7 protein-coding genes are annotated in these 17,401 nt (G+C 67.0%); 4 read left to right on the top strand and 3 right to left on the bottom strand.

Features of this window, described 5'->3' with window-relative positions:
- Positions 1 to 87 precede the first annotated feature (87 nt).
- On the top strand, positions 88 to 3,642 hold the full coding sequence (locus tag P12x_RS15795; protein ID WP_435005264.1) for an FAD-dependent oxidoreductase: 3,555 nt from the start codon (positions 88 to 90) through the stop codon (positions 3,640 to 3,642).
- A 166-nt stretch (positions 3,643 to 3,808) separates the two neighbouring features.
- Positions 3,809 to 8,140, top strand: coding sequence for a sigma-70 family RNA polymerase sigma factor (locus tag P12x_RS15790; protein ID WP_435005263.1), 4,332 nt, complete (start codon positions 3,809 to 3,811; stop codon positions 8,138 to 8,140).
- 455 nt (positions 8,141 to 8,595) lie between these two features.
- Here P12x_RS15790 and P12x_RS15785 read toward each other — a convergent pair whose 3' ends face one another.
- Positions 8,596 to 10,218 carry a hypothetical protein gene (locus P12x_RS15785; RefSeq protein WP_435005262.1) on the bottom strand — a complete coding sequence of 541 codons (1,623 nt, stop codon included), beginning with the start codon at positions 10,216 to 10,218 and terminating at the stop codon, positions 8,596 to 8,598.
- Between the two features lie 394 nt (positions 10,219 to 10,612).
- Here P12x_RS15785 and P12x_RS15780 point away from each other — a divergent pair, with 394 nt between their 5' ends.
- On the top strand, positions 10,613 to 11,239 hold the full coding sequence (locus tag P12x_RS15780) for a hypothetical protein (RefSeq protein WP_435005261.1): 627 nt from the start codon (positions 10,613 to 10,615) through the stop codon (positions 11,237 to 11,239).
- A gap of 7 nt (positions 11,240 to 11,246) precedes the next feature.
- Here the strand turns inward: P12x_RS15780 and P12x_RS15775 are convergent, their stop codons facing one another.
- Positions 11,247 to 12,023, bottom strand: coding sequence for a sugar phosphate isomerase/epimerase family protein (locus P12x_RS15775; RefSeq protein ID WP_435005260.1), 777 nt, complete (start codon positions 12,021 to 12,023; stop codon positions 11,247 to 11,249).
- A gap of 213 nt (positions 12,024 to 12,236) precedes the next feature.
- Between P12x_RS15775 and P12x_RS15770 the strand changes: the two genes are divergently transcribed.
- Positions 12,237 to 14,516, top strand: a complete 2,280-nt coding sequence (locus tag P12x_RS15770; protein WP_435005259.1) for a hypothetical protein — start codon at positions 12,237 to 12,239, stop codon at positions 14,514 to 14,516.
- A gap of 31 nt (positions 14,517 to 14,547) precedes the next feature.
- Here P12x_RS15770 and P12x_RS15765 read toward each other — a convergent pair whose 3' ends face one another.
- The gene (locus tag P12x_RS15765) at positions 14,548 to 17,322 is read right to left on the bottom strand and encodes a hypothetical protein (RefSeq protein WP_435005258.1); all 2,775 of its coding nucleotides are present in this window, start codon (positions 17,320 to 17,322) and stop codon (positions 14,548 to 14,550) included.
- Positions 17,323 to 17,401: the final 79 nt, after the last annotated feature.

Genomic DNA, 17,401 nt, shown 5'->3' with positions numbered 1-17,401 from the left:
AAAATTCCCGGATCTGGTCTGTGACCCTGCCGTGAAGCCGCCCCGTGACGTGGCGCTTCAGCAGGTCTCGTGGAAGGAAATCGCATCATGCCCGGCGTCTCTGCTCTGTCGTTGAGGTTCGGTCTCGCGTTCGAGGATCTGTACCGGCAGGATGGCCTGGAGCGAATCGACGCCACGTTCCTGGCGAAGTTGGGGGAGTCCGCCCCGGAACTCCTGGCTCGACTCCTGGCCGTCCGGCAGGACCCGACCTCCCTGGAATCCAAACCCGCCTCCGAGCTGATCGTCGAACTCGCCCCTTACCTGGACGACTTCCTGGGCGAGTTGTTCGGGATCGGGACGGAGCTTCGGGCCTTGAAGGCCCGCCATGACGCGCTGGCCCCCATGCACTCGGTGAAGCGGCGATTCGTCCAGCGGAAGCTCGCCGGCAAGACGATCGAGCACGCCCTGGCGATCGACGCCCTGTCGTTGACGGCCGAGCTGGAAGCGTTCATCCACGAGCCCTTGACCGAGAAGAACTTCGCCGAGCACGTCTTCTGCTGGATGGAAAAAGAGGCCGACCACGCCCCTCAACTCCAACTGGCCGCCGATTACGCCATCTGGGCCGTGCTGTCGCCGGAGGGCCGGAAGAAGCACGGGCACGGCACCCTGTTCCGGCTCCCGCACAAGCTCGACATGAACCACCTGGTGCCGTTCGTCGAGCTGCCGATCCTCGACACCGTGCAGTTCGCCCTCGACAAGGAACACTCGCGATTCCGGAAGGGCTTCCACCTGACCGACTCGGGGACCGACCTGACCGGGGCCCTGGACCAGGCCGCGTACTGCATCAAGTGCCACCACCAGGGCAAGGACAGTTGCTCGCACGGCCTCCGCGAGAAGACCGGCGAGTACAAGAAGAGCGTCTTCGGGATCCCGCTGGCCGGGTGCCCCCTCGACGAGAAGATCTCCGAGATGAACGAGGTGAAGGGGCTGGGCAACCCGATCGGCGCCCTGGCCATCGTCACCATCGACAACCCGATGTGCGCCGGGACCGGCCACCGAATCTGCAACGACTGCATGAAGTCGTGCATCTACCAGAAGCAAGAGCCGGTGGACATTCCGCAGGTCGAGACCCGGACGCTGAAGGATGTCCTGGAACTCCCCTGGGGATTCGAGATCTACAGCCTGCTGACCCGGTGGAACCCGCTCAACTTCGAGCGCCCGGTCGCCCGGCGTCCGACCGGCCGGAAGGTCCTGGTCGTCGGGCTGGGGCCGGCGGGATTCACGCTGGCCCATCACCTGATGAACGACGGCCATACCGTGGTCGCCGTCGATGGCCTGAAGATCGAGCCGCTGCCCGAGACCCTCTCGGGAGTCGACCCCCTGGGCCATCGTCACGCGTTCCGGCCGCTCCGCGACATCTCCGACATCTATGAGCGGCTGGACGAGCGGGTCATGGCCGGGTTCGGGGGCGTGGCCGAGTACGGGATCACCGTCCGCTGGAACAAGAACTTCCTGAAGGTGATCCGCCTGCTCCTGGAGCGCCGGTCGGAATTCACGATGTTCGGCGGGATCCGGTTCGGCGGGACGATCACCGTCGATAGCGCCTTCGACATGGGGTTCGATCACATCGCCCTCTGCATGGGGGCCGGTCGGCCGACGGTCATCCCGATGAAGAACGGGCTGGCCCGAGGGGTCCGCCAGGCGTCCGACTTCCTCATGGCCTTGCAGCTCACCGGGGCGGCTAAGGTCGACACCCTGGCCAACCTCCAGGTCCGGATGCCGATCGTGGTGATCGGCGGCGGCCTGACCGCCATCGACACGGCCACCGAATCGCTGGCCTACTATCCCGTCCAGGTGGAGAAGTTCCTCCGCCGCTACGAGGAGCTGGAGAAAGTCCGGGGGGCCGAGGAGCTGGCCAGCCTCTGGATCGGCGAGGAGAAGGCCGTCGCCGAGGAGTTCATCACGCATGCCCGGGCCATTCGGGCCGAGTATGCCGCGGCGGCGAAGGGAGGCCGGTCGCCCCGGCTGATCGATCTGCTCGATTCGTGGGGCGGGGCCACCGTGGCCTACCGACGGAGGCTCATCGACGCCCCCAGCTACACGCTGAACCACGAGGAGATCACCAAGGCCTTCGAGGAAGGCATCCGGTTCGCCGAGTGCCTGGCCCCCGAGGAGGTCGAGGTCGACGAATTCGGCGTGGCCAAGGCCCTCCGCCTGGGCCGCTGGCAGGTCGAGGAGGGGACCGGGGCCATGAAGGCGACCGGCGAGACGGTGGTCCTGCCGGCCCGGACGATCCTCGTGGCCGCCGGGACCCAGCCCAACACCGTCCTGGCCCGCGAGGACGAGCACAACGTCCGGGTCGATGGCCGGTACTTCCAGGCCCTCGATGAAGAAGGAAGGCCCGCGAAGCCGGAGAAGATCGCCAAGCCGAGCGCTGCGCACGTGCTGATGTCATTGCGGGAAGATGGCCGGGCGATCAGCTTCTTCGGCGACTTGCACCCGTCCTTCGCGGGCAACGTCGTCAAGGCGATGGGCAGCGCCAAGCGTGGCTATCCGGTCGTCTCGCGGGCCCTCGCCCGCCTGGCACCCACCGAGCCCCCGGCGGCGGACCTGGTGGCGACCCTGAACGATGAACTCCGGACGGTCATCCACGAGGTCATCCGGCTGACTCCCAACATCGTCGAGGTCGTGGTCCGGGCCCCGATCGCCGCCCGGGCCTTCAAGCCGGGGCAGTTCTACCGGCTCCAGAACTTCGAGGCCCTGGCCCAGCGGACCCAGAACACTGTCCTGGCGATGGAGGGCCTGGCCCTGACGGGCGCCTCGGTCGACCACGAACAGGGGCTCCTCTCGACCATCGTCCTGGAGATGGGCGGCTCCTCCGACCTCTGCGCGCTGCTGAAGCCGGGCGAGCCGGTCAGCCTGATGGGGCCGACGGGCACCCCGACCGAGACGCCCAGCTCGAAGACGGTCCTGTTGGTCGGCGGAGGGCTCGGCAACGCGGTCCTCTTCTCGATCGGGCAGAAGCTCCGCGAGGTAGGATCGCGGGTGATCTACTTCGCCGGCTACAAGAAGATGATCGACCGTTACAAGGTCGAGGAGATCGAGAAGGCGGCCGACATCGTGACCTGGTGCTCCGACGAGGCACCGGGGTTCACCCCGGGCCGGGTCCAGGACCGGGCGTTCGTGGGCAACATCGTCGACGCGATGGCGGCCTACGGGAGTGGTGCGCTGGGCGAGATGGGAATCCCGCTCAGCCAGGCCGACCGGCTGGTCGTGATCGGTTCCGACGGGATGATGAGGGGTGTCCAGCAGGCCAGGCACGGCATCCTGGCCCCCTACCTGAACCCCGATCACCACGCCATCGGTTCGATCAATTCGCCGATGCAGTGCATGATGAAGGAAATCTGCGCCCAGTGCCTCCAGACGCACCGGGATCCGGCCACCGGCAAGGAGACCGTCGTCTTCTCCTGCTTCAACCAGGACCAGCCGCTCGACCACGTGAGGTTCGAGAACCTCCGGAGCCGCCTGACCCAGAACAATGTCCAGGAGAAGCTCACCAAGCTCTGGATCGACCATTGCCTGGGGAGCCTGGGCGTCCGGAAGCGGCCTCCGCTCGACCTGAAGGCCGTCGTCCTGGAGACCCCCGTCACCGGGGTTTCCTGAATCCTGACCGAGGATCGAGGGAAAACGCCGGGCGTAGGGAGAAGCCCCCCGCGGATGAGCGACGGCCTCGAATCGCCCATCCGCGAAAAATCCTGTATCAGACGGATCGAGCCGGCTCTCTTATGTCATGTCCGAGGCCAATCGGAGATGACGGGGAGCCGGACTGATGTCGGGAGCACGACCGGGCGGGTACCTCCGGGACCTCCGCACGCTGTACGGCGCGGGCACGGCGATCGGCCTATCGGACCAGGAGTTGCTGGAGCGGTTCGCCGCCCGGGGTGACGAGGCGGCCTTCGCCGCGCTCGTCGGCCGCCACGGTCCGATGGTCCTCGGCGTCTGCCGGGGCGTCCTTCGAAGCTCGCACGACGTCGAGGATGCCTTCCAGGCCACGTTCCTGATCCTCTCCCGGAAGGCCGACACGCTCCGGCCCGGTGGCTCGATCGGGGGCTGGCTCCATCGCGTCGCCCGGCGGGTCGCGGTCCTGGCCGGGACCGAGGCCGCGCGTCGTCGGGCCCTCGAAGCCAGGGCGGGCCGGCCCGAGGCCGAGGCCCCCACAACCGGCCGACCCTGGGCCGACGCCGTGCCGCTCCTCCACGAGGAACTGGCCCGGCTGCCGGGGAAATACCGGGATCCGATCGTGCTTTGCGACCTGGAATCGCTCACGAGGGACCAGGCCGCGAGCCAGCTCGGCTGGCCTCCGGGGACGGTCGCGGGACGTCTGGCACGCGGTCGCAACCTGCTCCGGGACCGCCTGGCCCGTCGAGGAGTCGCGCCTGCGGCCGTCCTCCTCGCGATCCAATCGGCGAGCGAAGCCGCCTCGGCGGTGCCGGCATCGTTGTCGGCCTCGGCATGCGCCGCGGCCTCGGGGGCCACGGTCGCCGGTTCGGTCCAGGCCCTTTTCCAGGAGGTTATCCGAGCCATGATCTTGTCGAAACTCCGTCGGATCGCGTGGGGAAGCCTGACGATCGGGCTGGGCGTCTGCGCCGTCGCCGCGGCCCTGGCCTGGGCCCAGGCCGACGAGCCAAAGGGCGAGCCAACCTTGCCCGTCATAGGTCTGGTCGTCGACTCCGATGGTCAGCCCGTCGCGGATGTGGCCGTCTACGGTTCTGAGCGGACTTTGGGAGAATGGGGCCGTGTCGTCGTCGAGACACGGACCGACCATCAGGGACGGTTCCGGCTGAAACTCCCGGCCGAGGCCGAGCATCTCGCCCCGAAACCCGGCGCGATCTGGGCTTATCAGCCGGGCCGGCTCGTCGCGTCCTACGAGGTGAAGCGGGGGACAGTCCACGGCGATGTCCCCTTGAAGCTCGTGCTCGGGCCTCCCTCGATGACCACCATCGAAGTCCGAGACCCGGAAGGCAAAGCGGTGCAGGGGGCCTCGATCATGCCTCGCGTGCTCGATCGCAACTTCCTGAGTGTCCCCGGTGGACTGGCCGAGCGGATCGCCAGGGGCTCGACGACCGATGCTCGGGGACGAGCCACCCTCAGCGGATTCTTGCCCGAAGAGGTCCGAACGGTGTTCGTCACGGCCCAAGGCTTCGGGACCCAGCAGTTCGGTCTCACTCGCCTTCAGGGCTCCGACGCGGGAATGAAGGTGCTCCACCTGATGCCTGTGGGACGGGTTGAGGGCCGACTCGTCGGCGAGCCGGAGGCCATCCGGGGCGTCGCCCTGACCGTCGTCTCGTGGAACACCCGATCCAACCCTCCTCCTCCCCCCGCGCTAGGGCTCTTCCATGTGACCACCGATGAGGATGGTCGGTTCGCGATCCCCGAGGTACCCGAGGGCGTGCTTGGAGTCGATGGGGTCGGCGGCGAGGGCCGACGGCAATTCTCTTCTCCCGCAGGGCTGAACATCGAGGCGGGCAAGACCACTGTCCTCGAACTGAAACCTTCGCCGGTCGTTCTCGTCCGGGGAATGGTGCGCGAGAAGGGCACAGGAAAGCCGATCCCGGGGGTGAAGGTGGGCGCGTATCGAGGGGGCTTGGGCGGCGAGAGCGATGAATCGGGCCGATTCTCCTTCCTCACCAAGTCCAAGGGCGCGTGGTTCCAGATCCAATCGACGCCCAACGGTTACGCGAGCCTGATGTACGGGCTGCCCGAGGTCTCGATCCCCGAGGACGCCACCGAATTCGAGCTGCCGCTCATCGAGTTGCAACCGGCGGGGGTGGTCCAGGGGGTCGTCCTCGATGACCGGGGACAACCCGTGCCCGGCGGGACGGTTTCCGGTTCCTGGTCGGTCGACGAAGGCCCGAACAGGCGGGGGCGACAAAATTCCCGGGTGACGACCGATGGCCAGGGTCGATTCTCGATTGATCAGATCCCCCTCTCCGCCGCCGTCTCCCTGGAGGCTTCCACAGCCGGGCTCGGTGCCACCGCGCAACCGCTGATCGCCGAGTTCGGCAAGCCGGCGACCTTGACGCTCGACCCCGCCGGGCTGGCCGCGATGAAGGGACGGGTCCTGGACCACCGGGGCAAGCCCGTGGTCGGGGCAAGGGTCCATCTCCTGGGCCGAGATCGCTACGAGACCGGCCAGATCAAGAGTGAGACCGCCGTCGCAATCGCCGGGGCGTACGTCGTCCGGACCGACCATGAAGGTCGATTCGAGACCGGGCGTGGCCTGGAACCCGGCGTCGAATATCTGGCGATCGGCGAGGCCGAGGGCCTGGAACCGGGCCGGACCGCCTGGACCCGCGCGGAGATCGGGACCTTCCCCGACCTGGTCCTCAGGCCCGGAGGGGTCGCCAAACTCTCGGAGCTGGATGGCCTGGTCCGGGACCGTTCCGGCAGGCCCATCGCCGGGGCGATGGCCTGGGCGTCGATCCCGAACGGCCCCGCGAAACCCTCGAAGGTCGCGACCGACGCTCAGGGGCGCTTCCGGATCGAGGGGCTCCCGCCCATCGGTGTCCTGGTCTTCTTCGAGGCCGAGGGATTCCGGTTCCAGGGGTTCCACTTCAGGCCGGAGGGCTCTCCGACCACCCTGACCTTGAGCCGGCCCGGCGAGCCTTCCGGCGGCATGAAGACCTTGCCACCCCCGATGTCCAGGGCCAAGGAAATCGCCCTCGTCCGGCGGAAGTTCGGCCCATTCGCCGAGCGATTGCTGGAGCAACAGCCCGAGGACACCACCTCGGCGTTCTCGGCGCTCGGCGTGCTGGCCCGGGTCGATCCGGCCCGAGTGCTGGAGGTGATCGCGGCCAGGCCGTTCCCGGAGGTCTGGCACAACGACCGGCTCCGGGGCGACGCCTCGCTCGCGCTGATGGACGGCGGCCTCGACGAGGCGCTCGCCGTGGTCGAGTCGATCGAATCCGGCGACATGAAGGTGCAAGCTCTCCTCCAGCTCTGCGACCGACTGGCCGAAGGGGACCGCCCGGGCAAGCTCCGACTGCTCGATCGGGCCTTGCTGGCGGCCCGGACCATCCCCGAGCCCGGACACAAGGTGGTCGGGATCGCCGACATCGCCGAGCGCTGGATCGACCTGGGAGAAGTCGACCGCGCCTCGAAGCTGCTTCGCGAATTCGAGCCGATCGCCCGCGAGCTGCCGACGAAGGGCTGGGACGCCTACGCCCGGGGCCACTTCGCCGAGGAGCTGTCGCAGATCGACCCGGACACGGCGTTGAAATTGATCGAGGGGCTCGACGAGGAACCGGACTCGATCCGCGATCGCCATCGGCTCAACGTCGCCCAGGAACTGGCCAGCCGAGACCCGGCCGCCGCCGAGCGCGTGCTGGACGGCCTCAAGAACCCCTCGTCGATCCTTCGGAATGGGGCCAGGATCGCTCATGCGATGGCCCGAAAGGACCCCGCCCGCGCCCGTCGGATCGTCGACCGGATGAACGACTTTCCGGACGAGTTGAAGAAGCTACCGTTCAGCCATCCTTACGCGCTGGGCATGATGGCCCTCGCCCTGGCCGAGGGCGACAAGACGGCGGCGAAGGGCCTCCTGGACTCGGCCTTCGAGGAACTGGCGAGGCTGGCCCGGGAGGGAAGGCGAGGCTTCCAGGATATCGAGGACCCCGCCGTCGTGGCGGCTGCGCTGCTGCCGGTGGCCGAGCGGATCAACCCCGACCTGGTGCCGGATTACTTCTGGCGAGCCGCGTCGTTCCGAGGCTCTTCGATCCCGACGAGCCGACCGAAGTCGATGCCCGACGCCCTCCTGGCACTCCTGCTGGCCCGATACGACGCCGGGGTCGCCCGCTCGATCCTGGAACCACTGGTCTCGGGTAGCCTTTCGGAATCGGAAAACGAAGCTTACCCGATCCTCCGGGCGATGGACGCCCCGATCCTGAGGGCGATGGCCGCCGTCGACCCCGACCGGGCGTTTCGCCTCCTCGAAACGGTCCCGGATGATCCCGAATTCGGCCTCAACCTGTTCCGGAACCCGAAGAACAACGCGCTCGTCGATCTTGCCTCCGCGCTGGCCACCCGCCCCGAGGACCGCTGGGACCAGACCCTCGAAAAGCTCCTGCACCTCTGGACCGTCGGTCGCGAGGGTATTTTCTGACCGGGAATCGATACGGAAGAAACGGATCCGCGTGGATCAAGGACGTTCGACCCGGAGAAAACGGGTGATAATCGGGTGGCTGGCTATCGCTCTCAGGCGATCCGGAGAGGGCGAGCGATCAGGGAAGGGAAGCTCCGCCTCATTCCGGAGCCGGACCCGATTCCGGGCTTCGCTCAACCTTCCCGGAGTGCTTCAGAGCGATCGCAAAGAACGCGAACCGGAGCGGGGCCGGTCGAAATTAGTCCGAGGGACGATCTGCCCGGCCATTGCCATCGTCGGTGGCCTTCTTTCCCTCGAACGCTCGGGCGGCTCGAAACGGTGAACGAATTGGGGACCTCAACGAAACTGCCCCGTCCCGGATATTTCTCCGGGACGGGGCAGGGGGTGGTTTCGGGGAAATTCGGCCGAGGTCTCTCAGGCTCGGCAAGTTGCCGAAGCCGAAGCTCGTGCGAGCCTCAGTTTGAAGAGGTAGGGCCGGGCGGCTTGGGCTTGACCAGCTCCTGGACGCCCCCCTTGTCGAACGCCTCGCGACGTCCTTCGATTGGGGCGGAGAAATCGTAGCCCAGCATGTTCAGGAGCTTCTCCAGGGGGAGCGGGCGGACACCGTTGTCGCGGGCTTCCTTGGTCGCCTGCGACTCTTCCTGGAGGTAGGCGATGTCTTCCTTGGTGGGCTCGCCGGTCTTGGGCTGGAAGAGGAGCAAGGAGGGCCGGGTATCGATCACGTACCCGAACGCCAGTCCGGAGATCTTGCCGGAGGCCCGGCCCACGGGAGCCGGCAGGGGCTCGCCCAGTCGGTCGAAGGCGCGGGCGACGGCGGCCTGGCCGACGCTCCGATCGGTGCCGGGCGGGGGCAGATCGTACTCGATCACCCCGCCGGACGCCTCGATCATGCGAATCAGGTCGCCTCGGTCGTCCCTCCCGTCGCGATTCACGTCGATCTTGCCGATCAGGGCGAAACGCTGCGGGTGGTCATAACTCCAGCCGACGGAGAAGATGTAATCGTTGTAGCGGATCGGATCGGCGGGGTCGTAGGTCTTCACGATCCGGGCCAGACTGTCGTTCTCGCCCCGAGCGGGGTCGCCGACCTTGATCAGCTCGACGGCCGCCTTGGGGCGGTCGCTGGTGATCCCAACGGCGTTCTTGTCGAAGATCGTGAACCGCATCAGGGGCCGGACGCCCTGGGCCCGGTTGACGTTGACCCGGACGGTCCCCGAGCCGTAATCGACGAACGTGACCCGGCCGCCCGGCTTGTTCATCACGTCTTCTTTGCGGGCCTGCTGGTCGCGGACGTCGCGGAGCACCGCGTTCAGCTCGGAGATCGTCTTGGCGGACTTCTCCGACTTGGCGTAGTTCTCGTTGACGATGTTGGTCAGCCGGGTCTCGGTGTTGGCGATGGTCTCGGCCTTCTCTCGGTTGTCCTTGACCAGCGTCTCGCGAACCTCTTCGTCCCTCCGGATCGTGTCGTCGAGCTCGGTCTTGGCCGCGGCCAGGCCGTTCTCGACGACAGCCTTGGCCTGGGCGTTGACCTCATTGGCCAGCTCCAGGTCGCGGCGAACGTCGATGTAATTCAGGGCCAGGGCCGTGGTCAGCTTGGCCTGATTGGCGGTCAGGTCCTTCAGCCGGGTGACCTGGGCCTTGTAGGACTGGTCGGGGTTATTGAGGAACGCGTCGGCGATCTCGCGAGCCCGAGCCTTGAGGGCCTCGAACTGCGCCGCGTCGGTCCCCTTGGCCTGGCCCTTCTGCTGGGCCTGGGTGATCATCTCGGTGACTTCGGTATTGATCGCCTCGATCTCGGCCTTGAGCTGGACCTGATCTTTCTTCATCTGGTCCCGGACCGACTCGATCTCCTCGATGGCCGGGTAGCCCAGGGCGGTTCGCATCTCGTTATACGACTCGGTGGCCGTCCGGACCGCAGTGTTCGCCTTGCCGGCGTCCGCCTCGGCCTTGACCCTCTTCTCGTATTCGATGTTGTAGTTGCTATTCAGGAAATAGACGGAGATCAGCAGGACCACCGCCAGCGCGATGCTGAACGCGGTCGCGATCTTCAGCCCGAACGATTCATTCGACGACGCGGCCATGGTGGAGGCTCCCGCCGACGGACCGGCTCGCGAACGGAGCGTGACGGTCCCTCGGTTTGCTCATAATATGTCACACGAGGCGGGTAGCGGCGGGGAAGATCCGCGAAGAATTCACGACTGACGGACCGATCGCGGAGAGCCTGCCGGTCATCGGGATCGGCCTGATTCTCGGGTCCGGGGCGAGGCCGGGAGTCCTGTCCGTCGAGTCGGTTTCCCGAAGCTCATGCGGATTTTGACGAACACCCCGACCCTAAAGTTCCCGGAACCCGAAGATTACTACGATTGCCGGCCCGAAAGGATCGGAGCCGGCCGACGACTATCCCTGGCCGACGCCCCCGATTACGATGGCTGACTCTCCTCTAATGATCCGTCGAAGGTCGGGACAGGGCCAAGCATGGATGAAGATCCTCGAAACCCCGAGCCACTCGCCAGACTACGCTATTGTGCCCGATGCGGCGGCGAAGGTCGGGGAGAAAGCGCACTTTGTCAGGAATGCGGCGAGAAGCTCCGATTCCGGGGCTACTGCCCCATCTGCGAATCGTTCTGGAAGCTCGACCCCGGGGCCGACTGCCCCAAGCACGAGGTTGAGCTGATCGAGGAGGCCCCGCAACACGAATCGTTCGGCCAGCCGGGCGAGAAGACCAGCCTGGTGACGGTGGCCACCTACTCTCACCCGAACCTGGCCAACGCCCCGAGGATCCGCCTGGAGGCCGAGGGGATCCCGACCTTCCTGGACGGCGAGCGGATCGCCGGGAACACCCTCTACCAGGTCGCCACCGGGGGCGTCCGGCTCCAGGTCCCCTCCCCCCTGGCCTCGGCCGCGCGGATCCTGATCGACCAGTCATGGGCTCCCCCGCCCGACACCGAGGACGACACCGAGGACGCCTGGGAAGACCTGGCCCCCGAGCCGGGAGCCCGTCGGAGGGCGATCATGAAGCTGGCGATTTTCGTCTTCCTGTTCGGCCCGACCGTGGTGGCCCTCATCTCGCTCATTCAACGGTGGGCCGCCAACGGACCCTGACCGGGGCTCAGGCCTGGCCGGGCTGGGGCTGGTAGGCGATCCAGAGCGACCGGAAATACCGAAGGACCCGGTCGGGGTCGGGGCTCTCGGGGATCTCGGCCAGGGTATACCCCATGTAGCCGGATTCGGTCAGGAGGGCGAAAAGCTCTCTCCAGGGGTACGTCTCGTCGGTCAGGTCGCGGAGGTGGACCTCCCGGATCCGGGGGGCCAGCAGCGCGAAATTCTCGCGGATCGACCCGTTGATCACGTCGGTCGGGTTCGAGTTCCAGCAGGCGAAGACGTTCGGGTGGTCGGCGTAACTCATGATCTTGGCGAAGTTGGGCACGAGCTGGGTGGTCCCGCCGTGGACCTCGACCCGGATCTCGACCCCGAAATCGGCGGCGTCGGCCCCGACCACGTTGAGCGCCTTGCCGATCTGCTCGAAAGTCTTCTCTGGTTCGACCCCCTTGGCCATCCCGTTGGGGCGGACCTTCACGCCGGGCGAGCCCACGTCATGGGCCAGCCGGACATATTCCCTGGTTCCTTCGATATTCGAGCGGACCACGGCCGGGTCGCTCGACTGGAACTCGAAGGCGCTGCCGAGCCCGGCCAGCTCGACCGGCGAGTCGGCGAACTTCTTCTTGACCTCGGCCCGCTGGGCGTCCGAGAGCCCGACCTCGACGCCATGCTTGTGGGTCGTCCGCAGCTCGACGCCCGAGAACTTGAGGGCCTCCAGGCGTTTCAGGATCTCGTCGAGGGTCCAGTCCTTGGCGATGTTATAGGTGATGGTGCCGAGTTGGAGCATCGGAGGGACCTTTCGTTTCGGTGGGCCGATCGGGGAATGTCGGTACTTTCGCCGATCGGTCGGGGCGGGGCAAGCGTCTGGAAGACGGCGGTTTCCGTCAAAGTAGGCATTGTCGGATCGGCTTCGAGCCGATAAAACCCGACATCAACCCTCGATTCGTCACCGCGAGCCGAACCGGAAACCGTCCGATGCGGACCATCGAGGGGTTGAGGCATGGAGACCGACCAGACCGGGGAACCCGGGCCGATCACGCCGGGTTGGAAAACTCTGACCATCGTCGGGATTTTCTATCTCGGATGCCTGGGCGTGGCCACCTGGCCGGCCTTCGCCACCTTCGGGTCGACGCTCCCTTCGCGGGTCGACCCGCTGGCCCACATCTGGACGATGCGTTGGAACAAGGACTGCCTGCTGCACGGGCGGCTCCCGTTCGTCTGCCCGGGGATCCAGTATCCGGTCGGGGCGTCGCTCGGGACGCTCCCGCCGATGCACTTCCAGACCTTGCTGTTCGTCCCTCTCTCGCTAGTGTTCGGCAACGACATCCTTTGCTATAACCTGATCCGCACGTTCGCCTTCCTGCTGACGGGCCTCGGCACCTTCCTCCTGATCTGGAACATCCTCCGGAGTCGGATGGCGGCCACCCTGGGGGGCCTGACGGCGATGCTGGGCGGGCCGATGACGTTCTTCTCGCACGGCGAGCTGGAACAGATCACGGTCGGCTGGTTCCCGATCTTCCTCATCGCATGGCTCCGGTGGGTCGACCGCCCCTCGCGTCGGGGTTTGGCGGCCTCGGTGGCCCTCTACGCCCTGGTGGCGATGAGTGCCCCTTATTTCGGGATTTTCGCCATCTTCCCAGCGGCGCTCTACGTGGCCTGGCGGGCGATCGGCGAAGGGCGGGTCGGGATTGTCCCCTGGCTCAAGGCCCGACTGGGATGGTTCGCGACCTTCGCAGGGCTTATCGGACCATTGATGATCGTCCTGTTCTCGAACCAGATCTGGGCGCTGACGCATGGGTTCTCGATGTCGAGGCCGGAGTCGGAGTTCTGGAATCTCCGGGCCCCGCTCTGGGGTTTCCTGACTCCCTCGCCCGTCCACCTCCTGAGCCGCTGGATGCCCTTCGACACCAACGTCCAGGCCGACTTCGGCTCGATCCCGTCCTACCTGGGGGTCGCGACCATCGCCCTGATCCTGTACGCGGCGGCGGCTCGGGTCCGGTTCGGGAGGCGAGCGTACTGGTGGGCCGTGTTCGCCTTGCTGCTGACCCTATCGCTCGGGGCCCATGCCCGGATCGGCAGCGTCGATTTCAGCCTCCCGGCCTACTGGCTCAAGAAGTACTTCGTCGGCTTCCGGATGATCCGGGTCCCGGCCCGGTTCAACCTGTTCGCCTCGGTCGCGGCGGCGGTGGTCGCGGCGGCGGGCCTGAAGCACCTGCTGGGGAAGATCGGGAACCCATCGGCGAGGGTGGCGGCCTTCTCCGCGATCCTGGCGCTAACCCTGGTCGACCTGAGCACCGTGCCCTATCCCACGATCGGGCTCCCGACGATGCCCGCCTGCTACCAGGTCATCCGCAAGGCCGACCCGGATGCCACGTTCCTCGACGCCCCCCAGTTCAACTCGGGGGCGTTCCAGCTCCCCTCGCTCTGCTCCTACTGGCAGTCGATCCACGGCGGGCGGACCTCGGCGGGCTACACCGCGTTCGATAACCTCAAGTACGACAACCTCCTCTACTTCAACTCCCCCTTCGACGCCTTCAAGCTCGCCAATCCCGCCTACCCGATGACCCCGGAGGCCGAGACGATCGAACTGGCGACCGGCGTCGATTTCCGATCCTACGCCTGGCTCTACCTGAAGGTGCACGACCTCCGGTACGTCGTCCTCCACCAGAAGCCCGGCTCGTTCCCCGAATTCGTCGTCCACCTCGACCGCCTGAAGGCACTCCTCCAGGATTCCAAGATCTACGAGGATGCCGACACCGTCGTCTACGACCGGGACAAGATGCCCCAGCCCACGAAGCCCGTCTTCCTCTACACCGAAGGTTGGGGAGCCCGCACGATCCGGGCAAACCAACGAGCTTCGATGGTCGGGCCGACGGCCCGGGTCCTCGTCTACAACCCGACGCCCGACCAACCCATGTCCCTTGCCCTCAACGCGGCCTCGAACCAGAAGAAAAGGTCGGTGAAGGTGAAGGCCGCCGGTCGAATCCTGGCGAGATGGCAGTTCGATCCGACGGATAGTACCCTGGTGATCTCCCCCTCATTCCGGCTCCCGTCGGGCCTCCAGGAACTGACCATCGAGAGCGAAGGGGCCGACGCGCCCCCTCGTCGAATCCTCGCGGCCGGAGGGAGCCCCAAGCCGTTCAGCCTCTGGGTCAGCGGCGTCAGCCTGGTGCCGGGCGGGACGCCGGAGGTCGCGGTTCGACCGGAAGATGAGCACACCATCCGGGACGGTCTGCCCGACGGTAAGCCCTACAGGACGATTGGCGATCTCGGCCCCTGAGCCCGACCGGGTGAGCCCAAAGGCGGGCACCTCAGTTTCGACGAGTTGGATTCTTCGACCCGACCAGCCCACTGGTCTTCAAGGGACCATCCTTGACGACCTTGCCATTAATGGTCGCCGCGTGGACCCAGACGGATCGGGGCGGGGCCCCTTCGACCCGGGTCCCTTCCTCGGCGATGATCAGCTCATGCGGGTCGATGCTGGGCTCGAAGCCGATCCGGAACCGGGGGGACTTGTCGGTCGAACCGGACCACTTCAGGGTGTTCCCCTTGAAGGATAACGTCATGTAGACCCGACCCCGGCTCGACCGGACGGCCGGGCCATGCTCGACGCCGAGGCTTCCCCCCGGCGCGTCTTCCAGGATGTTGCCCTCGAAGACTCCCCCGAGGAACGGGGCGTGCGACCATCCCCATCGGACCGGTTCCTCGGTGGGGGCCGAGAGGAGCCGGACCGACTCCCCCCCGCCCAGGAAATGGTTGTTGACCACGCGAGCCCCGAAGACATTTCCGGCCAGGACCAGGTTGGCCGCCTGGCCGCTCCCCCGGCAGTCGACCGTGTTCCCCTCGAAGGTCTCGCGGACGAACCCGGTGGCGATCGAGACGGCCCCGGTGTCCTTCGAGATCGGCTCGTCCAGCAAATAAGCCTGGGCACCGAGCGGCTGGGCGATCGTCCGCCATTCCCCGGCCTGGGGGCCTTCGAGGATCGCCAGGGCGTCGCCGGTGAAGGCTTCTCCCCCCTGGGGGCGGTGGATCACCAGGACTCGGCCGTCGGCCGAGATCGAGGCGGGCTTGCCCTCGAAGTGGAGGCGATAGGCCTCGGTCAGCATCAGCTCGGGGGCGTTGGGGTGCGGGTGGGGATCATCCTCGCGAGGCCCGATCCCCCCCTCGACCACGTTGTCTTTCACCAGGTCGAACATCCCGCGCTGGGTGAGGACCAGGAATCGCCAGGTCTTGCCCGACGGCCCTTCCGGGCGGGCCTTGTTGCCGATCAACTTGAGGTCGTGGGTGTATCGGCCGCTGAACACCCCGTTGCAGAAGGTGTTGGGGGGCGTCCCCTTATAGGTATTCTCGACGATCGTCCAGGGGCCGCCCGCGAAGAGGACCGAGCCTCCCCGGAGCGTGTTCCCCTCGATCCGGCCGGTGGCGGCCGTATTGACCCGAATCAGGTGGGTGTCATGCTCCCAGGCGGTGGAGGACGAGGCGGCCGGGCCTTCGAGGTCGAGCCGGGCCAGGGTGATCTTGAACTTGGGGTCGGCCGGGACGCTGTCGCGGTCGTCGGTCGTGCCGATCACGGCCGGGCCGAAGCTCACCCCCTGATCCCAGCGGATCGGCCCGACGAACCGGACGGCGAAGCCTTCGAGGGTCGTCGATCCGGCATGAATCTTGATCGCTGCGGTCCACACCTTCTGATCCGAGCCCTGCGAGAATTGCAAGGTCGCCCCCGGTTCGCCGATGATCCGGGTCGGACGGGTCAGGACCAGGGGCCGGGTCAGGGGGTAAATCCCCTTGCTGAGGTTGATCGTGCCGAACCTTGCGGCCAGCCCGTTCAGGTCGTCGCCGGGCTTCGCGGTGACGGTCCCGGGGGCGAGGGCAGGGGCCCTCCGGTCGGGGTCGCAGGAGCCTCCAGGGAACCGGAGGACCTCTTCTCGGCCCGACTGGTCGAGGAACCGGAGGGTCATCGTCGCCCCCGACTCGTCGCGGATCGGCGGGAAGACGAGGTCCCCCTTGGTCGGCGACGACCGCCGGACGTTCAGACGCTCGCGGATCGCACCCGCCTCGAACTTGACCCGGTCGTTGGCCTGGAAGACCCAGGTCCCGGCCACTGAGTCGCTCAGGGCGGCGGCCACGATCGTCCGGTCGGGGGTCAGCCCTTCGAGTGCGACGTGGACATCGCCGGGGCTCATCTCGACCCCATCCTGGCCGAGCCACCGGGCCGTCGCCTTGCTGGCGGCCAGGTTGATCGTCGGGGGTCGGCTCGCGGACTTCGACGGGTTGCACTTGCCCGCGACCACCGACGCGAGGTCGCCCCGGTCGTTCTCATAAGTGACGCTCACCTGGAGCTTCTTGCCCGCCAGGTCCACCCCCGGCGCGAAATAGAGGTCGGCCCGGGTCCGGTCCTCGAGGTTCCGGGCGACCTCGGCGGCCGGGTGCCCGGCGGGGTTGTGCCCGGCGTGCCAGATCAGGCCGCCCGGCCCGGTGATCTCGACCGACTTGATCTCGACCTGGGGCGAGAGCTTGGCGAGGCTCAGGTGGACATCCTCGGCCCCATCGGGCCCGACATTGGGCCCGGGACCGGTCCGATCCTGCCCATCCTGCCCGACCCACTTCAGCTCGATCCCCGCCCCGGCGGCCTTCAGGTTGGGGTCGGCCCGCCCCCCGGGGAAGTTGGCGACCGCCATGCTGCCGTCGTCATACTTCAGGTGGACCTCGATCTCGCGTCCCTTCTCGACCTGATAAGGCTCGACATACAAGTCGGCCTGGATCGCATTCCCCTTCCGGACCAGGAGGACCGTGAACTGATCCTTGTTCGAGGATTTCCACTCGCCGCCGCCGAACCCCTTGACGATCGTCTCGACGACCTGCCGATTGGGAGGGATCCCTCGGACCTGGAGGTGGATGTCCTGATAGTCGTTCTTCGAAGGTCCGGGCTTGCCCCCGACCAGGTCGTGCCCGTCCTGGCCGAGCCAGCGGCCCAGGAGCCGGGGGGCCTGGGCCCGAGCGGCCGAGCCCTCCAGGCCGATCAGGACCGTCGCGAGGAGCAGGGGGACGAGCCGCACCGCTCGAATGGTCGAGTTCAGGTCTTGCATCGGAATCTCCCGAGTCGGAGGCGGTCCCGCCGGAGGGCTGAGTGACTTGTGAAATCCTCGCGAACGGAGCCGGTCGGAC

Origin of the sequence: Tundrisphaera lichenicola, from assembly GCF_051175385.1 — a bacterium.
In the GTDB taxonomy this organism is placed as follows: Bacteria; Planctomycetota; Planctomycetia; order Isosphaerales; family Isosphaeraceae; genus Tundrisphaera; species Tundrisphaera lichenicola.
This window is presented reverse-complemented; position numbering and strand designations above follow the sequence as displayed.

Coding starts and splice junctions, on each gene's coding strand:
- P12x_RS15775 (WP_435005260.1), bottom strand. CDS start 12,023: ATGCTCCAACTCGGCACCATCACCTATAACATCGCCAAGGACTGGACC.
- P12x_RS15780 (WP_435005261.1), top strand. CDS start 10,613: ATGGATGAAGATCCTCGAAACCCCGAGCCACTCGCCAGACTACGCTAT.
- P12x_RS15790 (WP_435005263.1), top strand. CDS start 3,809: ATGTCGGGAGCACGACCGGGCGGGTACCTCCGGGACCTCCGCACGCTG.
- P12x_RS15765 (WP_435005258.1), bottom strand. CDS start 17,322: ATGCAAGACCTGAACTCGACCATTCGAGCGGTGCGGCTCGTCCCCCTG.
- P12x_RS15770 (WP_435005259.1), top strand. CDS start 12,237: ATGGAGACCGACCAGACCGGGGAACCCGGGCCGATCACGCCGGGTTGG.
- P12x_RS15795 (WP_435005264.1), top strand. CDS start 88: ATGCCCGGCGTCTCTGCTCTGTCGTTGAGGTTCGGTCTCGCGTTCGAG.
- P12x_RS15785 (WP_435005262.1), bottom strand. CDS start 10,218: ATGGCCGCGTCGTCGAATGAATCGTTCGGGCTGAAGATCGCGACCGCG.